Source organism: candidate division WOR-3 bacterium, assembly GCA_016934535.1.
In the GTDB taxonomy this organism is placed as follows: Bacteria; SDB-A; SDB-A; order SDB-A; family SDB-A; genus JAFGIG01.
Window position 1 is genome coordinate 117,606 of the sequence record JAFGSQ010000016.1, and the last position, 18,610, is coordinate 136,215.

Here is an 18,610-nt window from a genome sequence, read left to right on the forward strand (position 1 = left end):
TTAAGGTTCAATTCCAAACCAGGAAGCAATCGTGCCTAAATTCTGATCAACCGCGTAGGCGACAAACTCAAGATTGCTCAAAAGGTCAGTTTTTGTCACTAGATGATAAGGCATTTCGACTTGCATAAAAAGATATCCCTCCTCAGAAAGTCCCAGTTTCAGCTGGTTCATCTGATAGTTGGCGAGGGCGACTTGTTTGAACGCGTCTGCAGGATAAGACGACGGGACTTCAAAAAGGGGTGTCATGATCAAGACCCATTTATCTTCGACAGTCAGAATGCCAATGTTTATTGTTCCTCCCAGACTCGAAGAATAAGGCACGATCCAGGTGTTTTCATCGGGCATTTCATAAAAAATGCTGTCTGACTCAAGCCAGTTTGAAATCGGATGAGCAAACGACAATACCGGAACAAGTAAAAAGGCAAAGAAAAAAAATTTCATCAGCATCCCTCCTGATTTTTTCAAGCAGAGTAATTCTCAAAAACATCAAACGCTACAAGTAACAAATCAATCGTAGTTAGATAATTATCCACAACACGGCGTAACTGTCAATCACAATGAGAGAAAGTCAATTTAAGTGTTGACAATCACATCAAAAAAAAATAAAATCCTTTCTTGAAAATACGGGCGGTTAGCTCAGTTTGGTCAGAGCGCTTGCTTGACATGCAAGAGGCCACAGGTTCAAGTCCTGTATCGCCCACCATATTATTGCGGTAATCCGCCGTTTGTTCAATGAAATTCAAGGAGATACGCATGAAGGCTTATGAATTATTGAAAAAAGACAATTACTCGGTTTTCTGCAAAGGAGAACCGGTAGACCTCGACGATGAAATCGCCGAAATAGACTCGTGTTCACCCCTGCCGTTTTCAGACGAAAGATGCAGAAAGATTTTCTGGCATTCCTCGTCTCACGTCCTCGCTCAGGCAGTTTTGCGGCTTTTCCCCGGCACCAAACTCGGTGTTGGCCCGGCCGTTGAGGAAGGATTTTATTACGATTTCATCCCGCCGAAACCGTTCACTCCCGACGATCTTGCGGCCATAGAAAAAGAAATGCAGAAAATAATCTGTGAAAATCTTTTAGTAAAAAAAACAATGGTCGAGAAAAATGAATTGATAAAAATCTTGAAAAAGCAAGGGCAGGATCTGAAAATTGAACTCATCGATGAACTGGAAGGTCCGCTCAGTTATTATTCTCAGGGTGATTTCTTCGATCTTTGCAAGGGACCCCACTTGAGATCGACCGGATTCGTGGGGTACGTTAAGGTTCTCAGCGTCGCCGCGGCGTATTGGAAAGGCGACGAAAAAAATCTTTCGATGCAGAGAGTGTACGCAGTTGCTTTCCCGACAAAAGAACTTCTCGATGAACATCTTGAAAAGCTCGAGCAGGCGAAGCTCAGAGACCACAGAAAAATCGGAAAAGTCATGAACGTATTCAGCATAGAAGAAGAAGGAGGACAGGGACTGATCTACTGGCACGAAGCTGGAAGCGTAATAAGGGAAGAAATTGAAAACCTCTGGATAAACGAGCACAGGAGGCGCGGATACGGTTTTGTCAGGACTCCTCACATTGCAAGATCGGAATTGTGGAGACAATCGGGCCATCTCGATTATTACAGTGAAAACATGTTTTTCGTCGAAGACGGAGAATTCGTTTTAAAACCGATGAACTGTCCTGAACATATTCTCATATTCAAAAAGAACAAGAAAAGCTACAAAGATCTTCCCTACAAAATGGCCGAACTGGGAACAGTATACAGAAAAGAAAGGTCCGGAGTGCTCCACGGAATGCTGAGGGTCAGAGGATTCACTCAGGATGACGCTCACATTTTCTGTACCGCCGATCAGATAGAACATGAAATAACCGGTGTTCTCAATCTGGCTCTCGGCTGGATAGAAAGATTCGGGTACGAAAAGTATTCGATCGAACTCAGTTTGAGGGATCCTTCGGAGACCGGGAAGTACGCGGGTGATGACCAGAGCTGGCAGATAGCTGAATCTGCACTCAAGACCGCCCTCGAAAAAAACGGCCTACCGTTCAAGGATATGCCCGGAGAAGCAGTTTTTTACGGCCCAAAAATTGATTTCAAACTGTTCGACGCCATAGGAAGATCATGGCAGGGGACCACCATACAGCTTGATTTCAACCTACCTAAAAGATTCAACCTCGTCTATATCGATTCGGAGGGCAAAGAACAGACGGTCATAATGATTCACCGTGCCATAATGGGATCTGTGGAGAGGTTCATCGGAGGTCTGATAGAACACTATTCGGGAAGATTCCCCTTCTGGCTTTCTCCGGAGCAGGTCAGGGTCATACCGATAACTCAGGATCAGCACGCCGCCGCTTTCGATCTTGTGAAATTGATGGAAAAAAACGGGATCAGAAGTTCCGCTGACACGAGAAATGAAAAGATAGGTCACAAGATCAGAGACGCCGAAACTTCTCACGTCCCATTCATGGCTGTAATCGGCAAGAAGGAAATTCAGTCCGGATCCGTTTCTCTGAGAGAATCTCAGGGAAAAGAAATAGGCTTGCTGTCTTGCCAATCCCTGATAGAATTATCTATTGAACGCATTAAAGAGGGCAGAGCAAACTTAAAAAAATAAGGAGGTCATTATCACGTCTTCGCCGAGAGGTTATAAAAGTGTTCAGGTCAATCATTCAATAAAGAGCCCGACAGTGAGAGTTGTAGACGAAAACGGGAAATATGTGGGCATTATGGACATCAAAACAGCCGTCGACACCGCCATTGAAAGAGGCTACGATCTTGTGATGATATCCGAAGCGGCCACTCCCCCCGTCTGCAAAATAATCGATTTCGGGAAATTCAAGTTTGACGAAAAAAAGAAACTCAAAGAAGCACAGCACAAACAGACAACGATAAAAGTCAAAGAACTGAGGATGAGACCGGGAATAGACGAACACGACTATAAAGTAAAACTTGAAAAAGCCAAGTCCTTTCTCTCTCAGGGTAAAGACGGGAAACAGACAAAATCCCCCCTATCTAACAAGAAAAACAAAGTGAAATTTATAGTCCGGCTTTTCGGACGAGAAATGGCTCACTCTGAACTCGGAATGGCCGTTCTTAATAAATTCATCGAGGATCTAAACGAAATTGGTACAGTTGAACAAAATCCGATTCAGGAAGGCCGGGTAATCAGCATGATTATCTCGCCTAAAAAAATGGAGGGCAAACAAAATGCCAAAAATTAAAACCAACAAATCTGCAGCAAAAAGGCTTAAAGTCACAAAAAACGGTAAAATAAAAAGATGGCAATCGTTCACTGGGCATCTGAAAACGGGTAAAACCGCAGGCAGAAGAAGAAAACTCAGATCGTCAACTCTTGTTTCAAAGGCCAATCTCGCCAAAACAAAAATGCTAATACCATACGCTTGAGGAGGAAAGGACATGCCACGCGCAACAAACAATCCCGCATCGCGGTCGAGACATAAAAAAATACTGAAACTCGCGAAAGGTTTTTACGGAGTAAGGCATTCGAGGTTCAAATCAGCCAATCAAGCGGTGATGAGGGCTGGAATAAACGCCTTCGCAGACAGAAGAAAGAAAAAAAGAGATTTCAGAAGGCTCTGGATAACGAGAATATCCGCTTCCTGCCAGAACGAAGGCATCTCGTACTCGAAATTCATGTGCGGTTTGAGCAAAGCGGGTATTCAGGTGAACCGCAAGATAATTGCCGAAATCGCGGCGAAAGATTATGAAGCCTTCAGCGATCTGGTTAAAATCGCTCAAAAATCCCTTTCTTAGGGCAACGGCTCTCTCAGCGCTGTTATTTTTTTCGGCGCCGTCCTGCTCGAAGGGAAAAACCGAAGATATTCTTTCCCAACCTGGCAATATCCAAAGATGGGCTAAGGGTCAATGGAGCGAATACGAAATTCACAAGGGCGATAAAGAGTTCGTAGTCAGATATACAATCATCGGAAAAGACGACGCCGACACCGGGCTTTTCTGGATAGAGTCCGTCGTCAAAACACCTGAAGATTCATTTCTCTGGCAGGCGCTCGTTCCGGAGTATTTCATGGGTAATCCGAAAGAACTTGTCATTGTCGATTTGACTCAAAGCAGACTCGAAGCTCTCGCCATTCCGCTGGGGAAAAAATGCAACACGGATTTTCTAATAGGCTCTTTTGATCCTGAAAATTTAAAGAGACTCGGTTTCGAAACGGACTTCATAAATACTCCGGCGGGTAAATTCTATTCTCTTCATTGTCAGCTGATGATTGAAGACAAACCCGCGAGCGTATGGATAAGCAGTAAAGCTCCTATTTTCGGACTTATCACCTGGGAATCACAAAATGAGGTAAGGACTTTGATCAATTTCGGATACGACGGTAAATCTGTTCTTCCTCCCGACATAGTCAGAATGCAGATAGGACCTGCCGATTTTTCCAAACCCGTTTTCAGGAACAATCTGGTTACTTTCGTCAGCGACACAACCGGCTCAGTCGGAGATTCTCTTTGACGGCAGTTTCCTACTCAAAAGTCAACTGGAGGTTTCATGAACGGGGATAAACTTTCTCTGATTTCAGAAAAAATCGAACATCTTATTAGGAAGATTGAGTATCTGAAAAAGGAAAATGAGGCATTCAGGATAAAAGTAAATGAATCGGAAATAGACGAAAAATCACTCTACGCGAAGATCGATGAACTTGAAAACGAAATCAGCGCTCTGAAAACAACAGTCGAAGAAAAATCCGAAAAACTTCAATACCTGACCGGAAAAAACGACGAATTGACTGAAGCGGTGCAAAAAACTTCGGCCGTAATTGACGAAGTGCTTTTGAAACTCGAAGGAATTTCCGAATGAAAAGGATTGACAGTTTATTTAGAAGCTTTATTATTTCGCCGTTTCCGGAGCCAAAATGGACGACGGCGTCATAGAAACTGTCATTGACGGCAAAAAAATATCGCTAAAAGTTACCGAAAATCTGGACGTCGTAAAAAAGGCCATTGAAACAGTCAGAAAAGAACTCGCAGAAATAAAAAACGGTTCTCCCTCTCCAATATCCCGCGAAGATGCTTTCCTGCTCACAGCTCTCAACATCGCAGGCTATCTCATCAAGGAAAGATCCCGGGAATTAAGTCAGATCGAAGAATTAAGCCCTGAACTGCTGGAAAAAATAGAAAAGGCTATCGGCTGATTTATAAATAAGCTCTTTCGACATGTTTTATTTGTTCTCCCAGAAATCTTTCGGCTAATCCTATGAAGTTGGGCGGAATATCGCTCAGGAAAAATTTTTCCCATCCTTCTGATTTCTGCTCCGATAATATTTCATTGCTTTCGAGAGTCGCTTTCAAAAGAGACGAGACCTCATCAGCCGAGTCCACAAGTGAAACATGAGGACCGACCGCTTCTTTTATTGTGTTTTTCAAAAGAGGATAATGAGTGCATCCAAGTACGAGCGTGTCTATATCATTGGCAGAGAGAGGCGACAGATATTGTCTCGCGGCAATCAGTGCCAGTTCAGTGTTCTCCCACCCCTCTTCTACTATAGGAACGAAAAGAGGGCACGCCTGTGTGAAAACCTTAACAGCGGAATCATTCTTTCTGATATGTTCCGTGTAAGCGCCGCTCGATATCGTCGCCGAAGTTCCTATCACACCGACCCTCGAGTTTGAAGTTTTACGGCAAGCCGCTTTAGCACCGGGTTCCAGCACTCCGATTATCGGGACACTGTAACTGCCTGAAATCTTGTCCAGTGCTATTGCCGAGACAGTATTGCAGGCGGCGATTATCACCTTTACGTCTTTAGAAAGAAGAAAGCCGACATCCTCCTGGGCAAATCTCATGATTGCCTCTCTCGACTTTGTTCCGTAAGGAACCCTTGCGGTGTCGCCGAAATAAATAATGTTTTCAGCCTTCAAAGCCTTTCTGACAGCTTTGACGACAGTTAGACCGCCCACTCCCGAATCGAATATGCCGATGGGTTTGTCTTTTATTCCCACTTTTTTCTCCTTATGTCTCTTTCTACATCAGCTTTTTTTATGGCTTCCCTCTTATCGTACAATTTTTTTCCTCTCGCGACGCCTATTTCGATTTTGACCATGTTTTTCGTGTTGAAATATATCATGAGCGGAACGGCTGTCAGGCCCTCCTGCTCTATTTTGGCTTTCAGTCTGAATATCTCTTTTCTGTTCAGGAGAAGTTTTCTTTTTCTCATGGGGTCCGGGACATAAGCGGATGATTTATCATAAACAGGTATAAGAACCGCCAGCAGATAGGCTTCCCCATCAATTATCCTCACGTAGCCTTCTCCGAGACTGCACGATCCTTCCCTGAGCGATTTTACTTCGGATCCTACGAGAGCTATTCCAGCTTCTATTTTATTCATAATAGTGTAATCGTGATATGCTCGTCTGTTTTTAGATATGATTTTTTTAACTTCACTCATCGTTTTTTTCTTTTTTCCTGTATATAACTATTTTTCTGCCTATTACGCGTACTATTTCCGAAGAAGTTTTGGCAGATATCTCTTCGGCGGCTGTTTTGAGTTCTATCAGAGAATTCTTGTTTATCTCGATTTTGACCAATTCACGGGCGCTGAGAGCTTTCCCGATTTCTGTTATCAAAATTTCCGTGATGCCGGATTTACCGATACTGAAGATCGGTTTAAATTTTGATGCCGCCGAGATCAAATTCTTTCTTGTTTTCGCGTCCATCGATCAATCCTTCAAAGTTGTCACTTCAGATGGTTTTGCAAGTAAAGGTAATTAGGCGTCAGTCGGCCCCTGTGGGTTATTACTGCGTTCTTTATCTCGCCAGGCAATTCGAGGTTTTCAAAAGGAAGGTTAAAATCAGCTTCCGCGATTTCAGGAATAAACTTCATAAGAACACGGCTGAAAAAATTCGACGATTCGAGCGGAAGCTCGCTCGGAAGTATATCAACTGCGAGGATAACTATTCCTTCGCCTTCTATACCGTCAGAAATGTTCCCGTCGGAAGGGTTGTATACAAAAACAGGATCGCCCGGACCTGTTGTTTTAACAGTTATCTCCACTCCACCGGCTATGTCGCAACTGACATCTCCTATCACTTTTAGTTTTCTGGATCCTGATTTCCAAAGCCTTTTGGCATTTTCTGACGTAAAAGTTCTGGGATATCTATCGTCCCAATAACTTCCGTTTACGAGCACCGATATTTCTCCGGAATATTTTTCGAAAACACATTCGTACTGTCCGGGATTTTCGTAATAATGATTCAGATCGAATTTAATCTTCGGATCTTTTCTGACAAAAAGATCCTCTTCCCTGAAAACCGTCTTGTAAACGTTACGCCTGGAATAATCTGCCGACGAGAGTTTCAGGAGTTCTTCCGGCGAAATTGATACGACGGGAAGAAGATCGAAAATTTCCTGAGCTCCCGACGAAACATTTCCATAACCCGTAAACGCTACCGTCAAAGGAGATATTATCTCCGGCAAACCGTCTTTTTTTATGGCTTCTCCGGCAAGTTTGACGTCGTTTTTAACTTCCTCAAGGTCTTTGTATTCCAACGCTCTTTTTATATTCCTGAAAGGAGTGCTTATCCCTTCGTATGAAAGCCTCTTTCCAAGAGCCCACAAAGTGTCAATCGCACCGGCGAGTCCGGCGTATCTTCCAAAAAAGATGAGTCTTTTACCCTGATCGTCCTTTATGGTTTCGTAGTCAATCAGGGTTATGTTTTTCTTCAGTATTTCTTTGAGCATTTCCATGTTGTACTTCTGCCCTTTGATTACGTGGGCGAAAAACATGTAAACTTTTTCTTCAAGGAGATATTCAGGCTTGACTTCCTTTATCCCGAGGATCAGATCCGCTTCTATACCTGTGAAGTTATCTACCGATTCGGCTCCTACCTTCTCGTATTCTTCAACAGGGATAATCCTGTCCCGCGATTTTTCGACAAAAACCTTCAATCCTGATTCGATCAGTTTTTTTACGTCGTTTGGCACGATAGGGCTTCTCTTTTCAAAAGGTCCCTTGTTCTCTCTTCTGATGCCGATTTTTTTCATATCATTCTCCAATCAATTTAATCTCATTGCAAAGTCCTCAGGTATCCAGCCTTCGAGGCTTCCGAAATCAACCTTCAACCAGATCCCTCTTTCATCCTTAAATTCAACAACGTCTCCGGGTTCAAGTTCCAGAGGATATGAAGAACCGTAAAGAGGCTGCTCTCTCAGGGGAATTTTTGACAATATAAAAGCTTTTTCCGTTCGGTGAATTCTATCGAGTTTACTTGAAGTTAAAAAAAACGGCAGGCTCAAAGTGAACACCAAAGCGGTGGCGATGGTGAGGTTTTTTCTCTGTTTGAAAAGGTTTGCAAGCGCGATCACGGAAGCCGAAACGACTAAAACCAGACCCGCCCACTTAAAAAGAGGTCTGAACGGCAGAAAATAATACTCGGGTCTGATAATCAATTTTTTCCCGATTTTATCGTAGGATTTTTCAAGCGCGGACCTGGTTTCGCGATCGAATGGATTTCTCATAAAAACAGCGTAAAAATAACCCGCGGCTCTCTCGTAATCGCCGGAGTTGTACAACCGTGAACCTTCGGTGTACAAATTATTCTCTGTGCTCATCCGGATGTGATCCGCACCGGTTCGTACGGTAAAAACGAAACTGCTAACAAATATAAATATTACAGTCATTTCTTCTCTTTCATTATTGTGTAATCAGGTCCTTGGAAACACAGGCATTATATAGGAATTGACTCTTTAAATCCATCACAAAGAACTATAAACGCTTGTCTGAAAAGAACAAGTGGTATAAAATTCAAAACATGGATTTTAACCGAGCAAGTCAAATATCCGGCGGCTTTTCCGGAAAAGCGGTTGTCGTAATAGGCGACGTCATGCTTGACGAGTATATCTGGGGCAATGTCGACAGGATATCTCCCGAAGCTCCCGTCCCAGTTGTCGATGTAGTGAAAGAATCATACCAGCTGGGCGGAGCGGCAAATGTCGCTCATAACTTAAAAGCCCTCGGCGCCGAGGTTATTCCTGTCGGAACGATAGGCCGTGACACGGCGGGAGAAAAGCTAGCGGAAATTTTGGCATCTCTATCAATATCCTGCGACGGAATTTTTAGAGAAAAAGACAGAAACACAACTCAGAAAACAAGAATAATTGCCCACTCTCAGCAAGTCGTAAGAGTTGACAGAGAGAAAAGATCGGCCATAACACGAAGCACTTCCGAAGCTGTAATCGGATTTGTCGAAAAAACAATACCGCGTTGTGATGCTGTTTTGTTTGAGGATTACGACAAAGGACTTCTCGGAGGCGAACTGGTGAAAATCATTTTAAACGTCGCTTCTTCAAATTTGAAACCTGTATTCGTCGATCCGAAATTCGACAATTTTTTTGAATACAGAAACGTTAAATTATTCAAGCCGAACCAGAAAGAATTGTCGAAAGCAACCGGCTTGAAATGCTCGACGGAGGAAGAAATCCGGATAGCAGTGTCGGTCGTCATAGACAGAATCGGATGTGATTTTCTTCTACTGACTTTGGGTGAAAAAGGAATGCGTGTCTTTTTCAGGGACAAAAGAGAACCCCTGATAATACCGACCAAAGCGAGAGAAGTTTACGACGTCAGCGGCGCTGGGGACACAGTGATAAGCGCCGTATGCCTTTCTCTTCTATCCGGAGCGGACATCGAAGAATCAGCCGTCATCGGAAGCCACGCAGCCGCTGTCCAGCTGAAAAAGATCGGCGCGCAAACCGTCAATGTTAATGAGATTCTGGAAAGTTTTAAAAAACACGAAGATTAAAACACCAAGATGAGAGACAACATATATGTTTTCGGAAAAGACAACAGTGAAATTCGTGAATTTTTAGAACATGCTTCCCTGTCGGGAAAAACAGTCTTTACCAACGGCTGTTTCGACATAATTCACTTAGGCCACGTAGAAGTTTTAAGGTATTGTAAAACCTTTGGGAGCACACTGTTAGTTGGTCTCAACAGCGACGAATCAATCCGGAGACTTAAAGGCGACAAGAGACCTATTCTGATCGAATCTGAAAGAGCTTCGCTTCTGCGTGCCGTAAGATACGTCGATTGCGTTATTATTTTCGGAGAAGACACTCCGTTTGAATTAGTAAATTTCGTCAAACCTGACGTAATTGTCAAGGGAGGCGATTACACTCCGGAAACGGTCGTAGGAAGCGGTGTGGCATCAGAGACCCATATTTTCCCTCTCGTCGAAGGAGCGGGCACTTCAAAAATCATTGACAAGATAATCAAAAGGTACTGCGAAAGGAGAATTGATGAGAATTGAAGAGCATCCTGTGATTGACTTTAAAAGAAAAAATAAGATTCATTTCTTTTTTGAGGACAAAAAAATAGAAGCTTACGAAGGAGAAACCGTTGCTGCCGCTCTGATAGCCAGCGGAAATATCACTTTCAGGATCACAGACAAGCACGACCGGCCGAGAGGACTTTTCTGCAGTGTGGGAAAATGCGCGAGTTGTCTTATGGTAGTCGACGGAAAACCAAACGTGATGACATGTGTAACTCCTGTCAGAGAAGGCATGCTCGTTAAAAGACAGAAAGGAAAAGGAGACCTGACTTGAAATTCCGCACTGACGTAGCAATAATCGGAGGCGGCCCCGCGGGACTTTCCGCCGCTCATGAGGCATCTGCATACGGAATGAAAGTCGACGTCTTCGACGACAATTTCATTCTCGGCGGCCAGCTGATCAAGCAGACGCACAAATTTTTCGGGTCTAAAGAGCATCTTTGCGGCTTCAGAGGAATAGACATAGCTGAAATTCTCATAGACAACTGCAAAAAAAACGGCGTATCCATACATACAGAAGCTTGCGCCACCGGCATATACGGAAATACAATAGGAATAGCTTATCCTGACAGTTTTGAAGAAATAGAAGCCAAGGCGATCGTCGTAGCTACGGGAGCATCAGAAAATTCGATAAACTTCGTCAACAACGACTTGCCTGGCATATATGGCGCAGGCGCTATACAGACTCTCATGAACGTTTTCGGTGTAAAACCTGCAAAACGGGTTTTAATGATAGGATCGGGCAACATAGGGCTCATTGTTTCTTACCAGCTCATCCAGGCCGGAGTTGAAATCGCGGCCGTCGTCGAAGCCCTCCCCCGTGTCGGAGGTTACCTCGTTCACTCTGCAAAGCTTCGCAGAACAGGAGTTCCAATTCTCACAAAACACACGATTGTGAAAGCCGAAGGCGACGGTGAAAAAGGAGTAAATGCCGCAATAGTTTCTGAAATTGACAGGAATTTTAATCCTGTCGCAGGAACCGAGAAAAAATTCGAGGTTGATTCGATATGTTTGGCCGTCGGACTGACGCCTCTTTCAGACCTTCTCGAACTGGCCGGCTGCAGAATGAAAATTGTTCCAGAGTTGGGAGGAAAACTCGCCGTTCACGACGAATATATGACGACGACGAGAAAAGACGTGTTTTTATGCGGTGACGTATCCGGCATCGAGGAAGCCGTCACTGCAACTCTTGAAGGCAAACTCGCCGGATTATCCGCGGCTCTGTCGATTTCGCGGGAAAGACATGATGAAATTCAAAAATCGCGAGAAAGCATATTAGAGCAATTGAGGATTTTCAGAGACGGCCCTTTCGGAGAAAAAGCGAGAGTTGGAAATTCAAAATTAATCGGAGAGTTTATAAATGAAAAATAATGTTTCAAACGACGGATTACCCTGCCGCGATTCTCTGGCTAATTCTTTTCCTGACAAAAATGCGCTCGCCGTTTCAGCAAAAGCAGTCATAGAATGCTTTCAGGAAATACCCTGCAATCCATGCGTTGGAGCTTGTCCGCGAGGAGCCATATCCATTGCCGAAGGAATAAACGGAATACCGTCAATAGACCACACTTTGTGCAACGGCTGTTCACTCTGCGTGTATCAATGCCCCGGACTGGCGATCTTCGTCGTTGGTTTAGACAGGAAAGACCCCGCGAAGGGTTTTGTTTCTCTTCCGTACGAATTTCTGCCGGTACCTGAAAAAGACGACATTGTTGACGTCCTCGACAGAGAAGGCAAAGTCATATCAGAGGGAAAAATTCTCAAGGTTAACAAGTCAAAAGCCACAGACAGAACTTCAGTCGTAACGGTCGAAGTTCCTTCGAACTTGCTTGACAAAGCCAGATTCATCAAGACTAAAAGAGGCTCAAAATGAAAGACATGAAAATAATCTGCAGGTGTCAGGACGTCACTGAGCAGGAAATAGTAGACGCGATAAGAAAGTACAACCTCACAAGCGTTGACGAAGTGAAAAGACTTACGAGAGCCGGTATGGGGCATTGCCAGGGCAAAACCTGCAGAAAACTCGTAGAACAGATATTGTTTAGGGAAAACGGCTTTTTATCCGATGAAGACACCTGGTCCATCTCGAGACCTCCTGTCAAAAGCATTCCCGTTAAGTTCCTCGCGGAATCGGAAGAGCCGTTTGACGCCGTTGTGGCGAGAGGAAGAGGAGGCCAGCATGGCTGATTTTCCGAAAACGGCCGACTGCGTCATAATCGGCGGAGGAATAATAGGCGCTTCCATTGCCTACGAACTCTCAAAAAAGAACATCAAAAATATAGTCGTCGTGGAAAAAAACACTGTCGGATCCGGAAGCACTGGAAGATGCGGCGGAGGAATAAGGGCTCAGTGGTCCACGCCGGAAAATGTCAAACTGGCGATGGCATCCGTGAAAAGATTCAGAGAACTCGAAGAAGAACTCGCCTCGGTCACCGAATACGAAGAAGGCGGTTATCTGATACTCGCTCACTCCGACACCGAAATGAATCAGTTCAGGGAAAACGTCCTGATGCAGAAAAAACACGGCCTCGAGGTCGAAATCCTCACTGCCGAAGAAACAAAAAAAATAGTCCCTCTCATCAACACGGAAAAAATAACAGGCGCCACGTGGTGTTCGACGGACGGATCGATAAATCCTTTTCTTATAAATTTTGCGTACATGAAAAATGCCATGGACAAAGGGGTTTCACTTTTCACAAGAACCGAGGTTCTGTCGATTAAAACCGGCGATTCAAAGATAACCGGAGTCTCCACCACGAGAGGTGAAATATCCTCTCCCGTTGTCGTCAACGCCGCCGGAGGATATGCCGGATTCGTCGGATCCACAGCCGGACTCAACTTGCCTCTGACTCCACACAGACATGAAATTCTTGCCACGGAACAGGTCAACCGATTTTTCAGAAACATGATAATGTCTTTCGAATACAACATATATTTCAGGCAGGTCAAGGACGGCGGCATCGTCGGCGGACAAACAAATCCCGGAGAAAAACCCGGAACCGAAGTCAATTCCGGCATCGCTTTCCTCAAAGAGATGTCCGTTAAACTCAATCATTTCATTCCGGCGCTGGGAAACGTCAAAATTCTCAGGCAATGGGCCGGACTTTACTGCATGAGCCCTGATGCACAACCGATACTCGGCGAAATCAGCGGTCTCGCCGGTTATTTTCACGCCTGCGGTTTCTCAGGACACGGATTGATGCTCGCTCCGAGAGTCTCGGTTCTAATGGCAAACACGATAACGGACCCTTCTTTCTCGGACCCCGATCTTGAAAGACTCGGAATTGACAGGTTCGAGAAGGGAATCGTCGCTCATGAAAAGTCGGTGGTATGAGAGAGACACACAGAAAGAAAAAAGTTGAGGAAACGATAGCCAAGGAAATAGCCAAAATCCTTAATTCATTCACCAGAAAAAACAATCTGTCCATGTCCACAGTTACGGGAGTTCTCGTTGACTCCGCTTTGCAAAATGCGAAAATCAGAGTGAGCGTCTTCGGCTCCACTGACGAACAGGCGAAAACTGTCGAATCTCTCAACGCGAATAAAAAAACGCTTAGATACCTTCTCGCCCAGAATATCAGGATCAAATACATGCCGGACATCCATTTTATTCAAGATCAAAGCAGGGAGATAATTGAAAAAATCGAATCATTGATGAAAGAAGAAAACGATGACAATTGAAAAAGTTTCTGACAAGCCCTCTTTTTTCGAAGGAACCGATCTCACTTCAATAAAATCAGCCGACGTTTACACGCACTCTTCACCCGACGGTGACGCAATAGGTTCAGCTCTGGCCATGCAAAGCATTTTCGAAAGCATCGGCATTAAAACAAGAGTGTTCTGCGAAGGACCTTTCCCAAGGAAATACTCTTTTTTACCTGTAGTGAGATTTCATAAAAAGTTCCCGGAAATTTTTTCCGAATCGGCGTTTTTCGTAGACTGCGGAGACGTAAAAAGACTGGGAAACACTTTTTCAGACATTCTTAAATATTATAGTTTAAAGATAAACATAGACCATCATGTCGACAATAAACTTTTCGGGGACATAAACATAGTTGACCCTAACGCTTCTTCAACGGCCGAATTGATAGCGAGCGTGATAGGAACAAACAGTATTGATCTTCAGACGGCAGAATACCTTTACATCGGTATACTCTCCGACACTTACGGTTTTTCAACTTCCAGCGTGTCTTCGAAAACTTTTATGATCGCTTCCTCCCTCATAGAAAAGGGAATAAATTCGAACAGGATATGGAAAGAGATTTTCAGACTGCCCTCCGACACTCTGCTTTTTTACGCCGAGGTTCTCAGAACTTCGGAAACAGACAACGACATTATTTACTGTAAAGTGACCAAAGACCTGATGGATGATTACTCGGTTTCTGAAGAAGACACGGAAGGATTGGCCAATTATCTTCTACAGCTTAAAGACATAGACACAGTAGTTCTTTTAAGGGAGAGAAACGGTTCCACGAGACTCAGTTTCAGATCTTCCGGAAACAAAGACGTCGGCGAACTGTCGAGAAAACTCGGCGGCGGCGGTCACAAACTCGCTTCCGGAGCGATAATAGAACATGATTTAACGCGAGCTCTTTCAATAGTAAAAAACACGCTCAAAGTCTGACGAAATTCAAGGAGGAAACATGAACACCTTAGGTATAGTACTGTCAACTTCCGTTGTAGGAGCACTCGGACTCTGCTTTGGCATTGTCCTCAGCGCAGCCGCAAAAAAATTCAAAGTGGAAACAGACCCCAGAGTGGAACAGATTCTAAAACTCCTCCCGGGAGCCAATTGCGGTGCCTGCGGCGCTCCGGGATGCTCGGCTTACGCCAAGGGAGTTGTCGAAGGCAAATATCAACCTTCCGGATGCATACCCGGAGCCGGGGTTACAGCGGAAAAAATCGCAAAGATTCTCGGGGTCAACGCTGAGACGGAAACCAAAAAAACAGCTTTCCTTCTCTGCGGAGGCGACAGGGAACAATCTCCCGACATAGGAAAATACCAGGGCTTCATGACGTGCAGAGCGGCAAATCTCGTCATTGCCGGGATGAAATCGTGTGTTTACGGGTGTATAGGTTTCGGCGACTGCGTGTCGGTTTGCCCTTTCAACGCAATCAAAATGGGAGCAAAGGGCTTGCCTGAAATTGACGCGGAAAAATGCACGGGTTGCGGAAAATGCGTCGAAGCATGCCCGAAAGGCGTTCTGAAACTTTTCGAATCAACTGTCCCAATAGTAATAAGATGCTCTAATCCGGAAAAGCTCAAAAATGTAAAAGATGTCTGCAAAGTCGGTTGCATCGCCTGTTCACTCTGTGTAAGGAAATCTCCCGAAAATTCACTCGAGATGAACGCCAATCTGCCCCGACTAAGGGTAAATTACCCAACAGACAAATCTCTCTGGCTTGAAGCGATAAAAGCATGTCCCTCAAAATGCATCACTGAGGGCGTATAATATGTTCAGATTATTGTTGGACCTGGGACCATTTAAAATATACAGTTACGGTTTCTTGCAGTTCCTCGCTTTCCTGGCCGGTATACTTCTTGCGACAAAGCGTGCCAAAAAACGCGGTGTGGACACTAACGTGGTTTACGATCTCGCGTTCTGGATACTTGTCGGCGGAATACTGGGGGGAAGATTGTGGTACGTGTTAGAGCATTTCGGATACTTCAGAGAAAACTTCTGGGAAGTTTTACAGGTTTGGCACGGTGGGATGGTAATATACGGCGGTTTGTTCCTGGGTTTTCTGACCGGTTTTATTTACATCAAAAAAAATAAACTCGGTTTCTTAAAAATAGCCGACATAGTTTCGCCCTCGATCACACTAGGACTTTTCATTGGCAGAATAGGCTGTTTTATGAACGGCTGCTGTTACGGAGTGGAAAGCGACAGATTCGGCATTCTCTTTCATGACTATTCAAATTGCAATCTGATACCAGATGCGCCCGTTGGAACCAAAGTTATCCCGACACAGCTCATCATGTCTGCTTCCGCTCTCTTTCTTACTTTTTTCCTTCTTCTGATAGATAAAAGGAATAAAATTGTTGGAGCCGTTTTTTCCTGGCTCATGATTTTGTACGGCGTTCACAGGTTTTCAATAGATTTTCTGAGACACTACGAAGGATCGGCTCTGATTTTCAGACATCTCAGCCTTTCACAGGTGTTCAGCCTGCTTCTTGTCCTTACCGGCACTGTCTTTCTGTTTTTTCTAAACTCCAAAAACAAAAAAACGGCACCTTGAACTACATTGACGCAGTAATAATCACGGCCGTGGCCGCAGCTTTTGTCACTGGGGCGGTTCTTGGAATAGTCAGGCTTGTTTTTTATCTCCTGGGTCTTCTTTTAGGAGCCATTGCCGCTTCGTATGTGGAGGCTTCCCTGCCATACAGCCCATGGGTGGTTCGTATTGTTTCAATTTCCGTCTGGATCCTTGTCAGTTTTTCCAGCGGTGCCCTGGGATGGATGCTTCAGAAAAAACTCAGGAACTTCGGCGTCTCATTTCTGGACAGGCTGTGGGGATCGTTGTTTTCAATAATTTCAGTATCTTTTGCTCTCACTGTCGTTTTATTGTACGTAAAATCAATATATCCGCCTGCGTCAGTTGTCATTGACAATTCATTCGCGGCGGATTTTCTTTTTTCCTCCACTCGATCAGTATTTTCAAGTTTTAACAGGTAGATTTGAAAACCAGTATTTAATTTTCCGGACCACTGGCGTTTCAAGAATATTAATTTGCACGGATTGATTTTTTGTCTTTCGATTCACGCCCCTCTTGTCATTTTTCCGGTCTTGAATATATTTCAATAATATAAAGGAGGCGATTAAATGCAGAGACAGGATTTCAGAACCGAGACAAAAAAACTTCTGGACATAGTCATACACTCGCTCTATTCGAAAAAAGAGATTTTTTTAAGAGAACTTATATCGAATTCATCCGACGCCATAAACAGACTGAGGTTCCTGGCTCTCACTGAAGACAATGTTCTTAAAACTCAGGATTCTTTTACAATTGAGATAATTCCAGACAAAAACAACAACACTCTCACTGTAAAAGACAACGGTATAGGAATGACAAAATCTGAAATTGACGAAAATCTCGGTACTATTGCCCGTTCAGGAACCAGAAGCTATTTGGAAAATCTTTCCAAAAACGATCTGAAAAGCCTTCCGGATCTTATAGGCCAGTTCGGAGTCGGTTTTTACAGCGCGTTTATGGTCGCAAAAAAAATTGAAGTGAAAAGCAAGAGCTATAAGCCTGATGAACCTGCCGTATTATGGACTTCGGAAGTAAATGATTACACTTACGAAATCACAGACTGCGACAAAAACGACAGGGGAACCGAGATCGTTCTTCATCTTAATAAGGAAGAAACCGATTTTCTCGAAGATTGGAAAATCACAGAAACAGTCAAAAGATTTTCGGATTTCGTCGATTATCCCATAATGCTTTTCACAGGTAAAGAAAAGAAACAGGTGAACTCTCAAAAAGCTCTGTGGCAGTACAAAAAAGACGAAATTACCCCCAACGAATACTCTGAATTTTATAAATCGATTTCCTTGGATTTCAACGAGCCCCTTTCCGTTATTCACTATAAAGCCGAAGGAAAACAGGAGTTTACCGCCCTGGCTTTCATTCCGTCAGAACGCCCGGCCATTTCATTTTTTGACGACATAAAATCCGGAATGAGCCTATACGTAAACAGGATCCTCATTCTTTCTCACAGCGAGGAAATTCTGCCTCACTACCTTCGGTTTGTGTCAGGTGTAATTGACAGCACCGATCTGCCTTTGAACATTTCCAGAGAACTGCTTCAGGAAAACAGAAAACTGATGCAGATCAAACAGAACATCGCAAAAAAAATACTCTCAGAGCTCGAAAAAGTAAAAAATGACAAAAGAGACGCGTACTTAAAGTTCTTTATCAGCTACGGACAATATCTGAAAGAGGGTGCGCTGTCAGATATTTCGAACAGGGAAAAACTTCTGGAACTCATGCTTTTTTCGACTTCTTCGACCGGTGAAGGCAAATTCAGAGATCTTGGTGATTATGTCTCATCCATGCCTGAAGGTCAGAGTGAGATATATTATCTCGTCGCAGAATCCGAGGATTTAGCAAGAAAATCACCGTCTCAGGAGATGTTAAAATCCAAAGGTTTTGAGATTCTCTATTTTCTTCCGGGAATTGACGAGATACTTGTCCAGAGTATTGGAAAATATAAAGATCACAGTTTTGTTTCAGTTTCCGAAGAGACTACGACCCGGAATGAAACTGTCAGCCCTGAAGAAATCGATCGTTTCAAAGGGCTTCTCGAGTTCATCAA

26 protein-coding genes and 1 tRNA gene are annotated in these 18,610 nt (G+C 44.0%); 21 read left to right on the forward strand and 6 right to left on the reverse strand.

Going from position 1 to position 18,610, the window contains the following annotated elements; translation table 11 throughout:
* Positions 1-441 carry a hypothetical protein gene (locus JXL83_03515; protein ID MBN2363179.1) on the reverse strand — a complete coding sequence of 147 codons (441 nt, stop codon included), beginning with the start codon at positions 439-441 and terminating at the stop codon, positions 1-3.
* 184 nt (positions 442-625) lie between these two features.
* On the opposite strand from JXL83_03515, the gene JXL83_03520 reads away from it, so the two are divergent.
* From JXL83_03520 to JXL83_03555, 8 genes are all read left to right on the forward strand, one after another.
* Positions 626-703, forward strand: a tRNA-Val gene (locus JXL83_03520).
* Between the two features lie 50 nt (positions 704-753).
* A complete protein-coding gene (gene thrS, locus JXL83_03525; GenBank protein ID MBN2363180.1) occupies positions 754-2,607 on the forward strand; it encodes a threonine--tRNA ligase in 1,854 nt (617 codons plus the stop codon).
* Between the two features lie 10 nt (positions 2,608-2,617).
* Complete coding sequence (gene infC / locus JXL83_03530; protein ID MBN2363181.1) at positions 2,618-3,214, forward strand: translation initiation factor IF-3; 597 nt, start codon at positions 2,618-2,620, stop codon at positions 3,212-3,214.
* Entirely contained in the window at positions 3,201-3,398 is a 198-nt protein-coding gene (gene rpmI, locus JXL83_03535; protein MBN2363182.1) for a 50S ribosomal protein L35, read from the forward strand. The genes infC and rpmI overlap by 14 nt, the downstream gene beginning before the upstream one ends.
* Positions 3,399-3,410: 12 nt before the next feature.
* Positions 3,411-3,767: a 50S ribosomal protein L20 gene (rplT, locus tag JXL83_03540; protein ID MBN2363183.1), complete on the forward strand. Its 357-nt coding sequence runs from the start codon at positions 3,411-3,413 to the stop codon at positions 3,765-3,767.
* The gene (locus tag JXL83_03545) at positions 3,718-4,482 is read left to right on the forward strand and encodes a hypothetical protein (protein ID MBN2363184.1); all 765 of its coding nucleotides are present in this window, start codon (positions 3,718-3,720) and stop codon (positions 4,480-4,482) included. The genes rplT and JXL83_03545 overlap by 50 nt, the downstream gene beginning before the upstream one ends.
* Before the next feature lie 36 nt (positions 4,483-4,518).
* A complete protein-coding gene (locus tag JXL83_03550; GenBank protein MBN2363185.1) occupies positions 4,519-4,827 on the forward strand; it encodes a hypothetical protein in 309 nt (102 codons plus the stop codon).
* Between the two features lie 55 nt (positions 4,828-4,882).
* Positions 4,883-5,161 (forward strand): cell division protein ZapA, encoded by a 279-nt coding sequence (locus tag JXL83_03555; protein ID MBN2363186.1) that lies wholly within the window; start codon positions 4,883-4,885, stop codon positions 5,159-5,161.
* Between the two features lies 1 nt (position 5,162).
* Here the strand turns inward: JXL83_03555 and JXL83_03560 are convergent, their stop codons facing one another.
* Genes JXL83_03560 through JXL83_03580 form a run of 5 tightly spaced genes read right to left on the reverse strand, consistent with a single transcriptional unit; the run spans position 5,163 to position 8,644 of the window.
* Positions 5,163-5,960, reverse strand: coding sequence for a glutamate racemase (locus JXL83_03560; protein MBN2363187.1), 798 nt, complete (start codon positions 5,958-5,960; stop codon positions 5,163-5,165).
* Positions 5,957-6,412 (reverse strand): SsrA-binding protein SmpB, encoded by a 456-nt coding sequence (gene smpB / locus JXL83_03565; GenBank protein ID MBN2363188.1) that lies wholly within the window; start codon positions 6,410-6,412, stop codon positions 5,957-5,959. The genes JXL83_03560 and smpB overlap by 4 nt, the downstream gene beginning before the upstream one ends.
* A complete protein-coding gene (locus JXL83_03570) occupies positions 6,405-6,680 on the reverse strand; it encodes a YhbY family RNA-binding protein (GenBank protein ID MBN2363189.1) in 276 nt (91 codons plus the stop codon). Before JXL83_03570 ends, smpB begins: the two co-directional genes overlap by 8 nt.
* Before the next feature lie 20 nt (positions 6,681-6,700).
* Entirely contained in the window at positions 6,701-8,008 is a 1,308-nt protein-coding gene (locus JXL83_03575) for a hypothetical protein (protein ID MBN2363190.1), read from the reverse strand.
* 12 nt (positions 8,009-8,020) lie between these two features.
* Entirely contained in the window at positions 8,021-8,644 is a 624-nt protein-coding gene (locus JXL83_03580; GenBank protein ID MBN2363191.1) for a hypothetical protein, read from the reverse strand.
* 131 nt (positions 8,645-8,775) lie between these two features.
* Between JXL83_03580 and rfaE1 the strand changes: the two genes are divergently transcribed.
* The 13 genes from rfaE1 to htpG form a co-directional block, all read left to right on the forward strand.
* Positions 8,776-9,765 carry a D-glycero-beta-D-manno-heptose-7-phosphate kinase gene (rfaE1, locus tag JXL83_03585; protein ID MBN2363192.1) on the forward strand — a complete coding sequence of 330 codons (990 nt, stop codon included), beginning with the start codon at positions 8,776-8,778 and terminating at the stop codon, positions 9,763-9,765.
* A 9-nt stretch (positions 9,766-9,774) separates the two neighbouring features.
* Complete coding sequence (locus JXL83_03590) at positions 9,775-10,272, forward strand: adenylyltransferase/cytidyltransferase family protein (protein MBN2363193.1); 498 nt, start codon at positions 9,775-9,777, stop codon at positions 10,270-10,272.
* Positions 10,262-10,567: a (2Fe-2S)-binding protein gene (locus JXL83_03595; GenBank protein MBN2363194.1), complete on the forward strand. Its 306-nt coding sequence runs from the start codon at positions 10,262-10,264 to the stop codon at positions 10,565-10,567. The genes JXL83_03590 and JXL83_03595 overlap by 11 nt, the downstream gene beginning before the upstream one ends.
* Positions 10,564-11,664: an FAD-dependent oxidoreductase gene (locus tag JXL83_03600; protein MBN2363195.1), complete on the forward strand. Its 1,101-nt coding sequence runs from the start codon at positions 10,564-10,566 to the stop codon at positions 11,662-11,664. The genes JXL83_03595 and JXL83_03600 overlap by 4 nt, the downstream gene beginning before the upstream one ends.
* Positions 11,654-12,163, forward strand: a complete 510-nt coding sequence (locus JXL83_03605) for a 4Fe-4S binding protein (protein MBN2363196.1) — start codon at positions 11,654-11,656, stop codon at positions 12,161-12,163. The genes JXL83_03600 and JXL83_03605 overlap by 11 nt, the downstream gene beginning before the upstream one ends.
* Positions 12,160-12,477 carry a (2Fe-2S)-binding protein gene (locus JXL83_03610; protein ID MBN2363197.1) on the forward strand — a complete coding sequence of 106 codons (318 nt, stop codon included), beginning with the start codon at positions 12,160-12,162 and terminating at the stop codon, positions 12,475-12,477. The genes JXL83_03605 and JXL83_03610 overlap by 4 nt, the downstream gene beginning before the upstream one ends.
* A complete protein-coding gene (locus tag JXL83_03615; protein MBN2363198.1) occupies positions 12,470-13,624 on the forward strand; it encodes an FAD-binding oxidoreductase in 1,155 nt (384 codons plus the stop codon). Before JXL83_03610 ends, JXL83_03615 begins: the two co-directional genes overlap by 8 nt.
* Positions 13,621-13,971 (forward strand): 30S ribosome-binding factor RbfA, encoded by a 351-nt coding sequence (rbfA, locus tag JXL83_03620; protein MBN2363199.1) that lies wholly within the window; start codon positions 13,621-13,623, stop codon positions 13,969-13,971. Before JXL83_03615 ends, rbfA begins: the two co-directional genes overlap by 4 nt.
* Positions 13,961-14,914, forward strand: a complete 954-nt coding sequence (locus JXL83_03625; GenBank protein MBN2363200.1) for a bifunctional oligoribonuclease/PAP phosphatase NrnA — start codon at positions 13,961-13,963, stop codon at positions 14,912-14,914. Before rbfA ends, JXL83_03625 begins: the two co-directional genes overlap by 11 nt.
* Positions 14,915-14,933: 19 nt before the next feature.
* On the forward strand, positions 14,934-15,743 hold the full coding sequence (locus tag JXL83_03630) for an RnfABCDGE type electron transport complex subunit B (GenBank protein ID MBN2363201.1): 810 nt from the start codon (positions 14,934-14,936) through the stop codon (positions 15,741-15,743).
* A gap of 1 nt (position 15,744) precedes the next feature.
* The gene (gene lgt, locus JXL83_03635) at positions 15,745-16,530 is read left to right on the forward strand and encodes a prolipoprotein diacylglyceryl transferase (protein MBN2363202.1); all 786 of its coding nucleotides are present in this window, start codon (positions 15,745-15,747) and stop codon (positions 16,528-16,530) included.
* Positions 16,527-16,967: a CvpA family protein gene (locus JXL83_03640; protein ID MBN2363203.1), complete on the forward strand. Its 441-nt coding sequence runs from the start codon at positions 16,527-16,529 to the stop codon at positions 16,965-16,967. The genes lgt and JXL83_03640 overlap by 4 nt, the downstream gene beginning before the upstream one ends.
* A gap of 147 nt (positions 16,968-17,114) precedes the next feature.
* Positions 17,115-18,610: molecular chaperone HtpG (gene htpG / locus JXL83_03645; protein MBN2363204.1), on the forward strand; the 1,496-nt coding region annotated here is incomplete at its 3' end.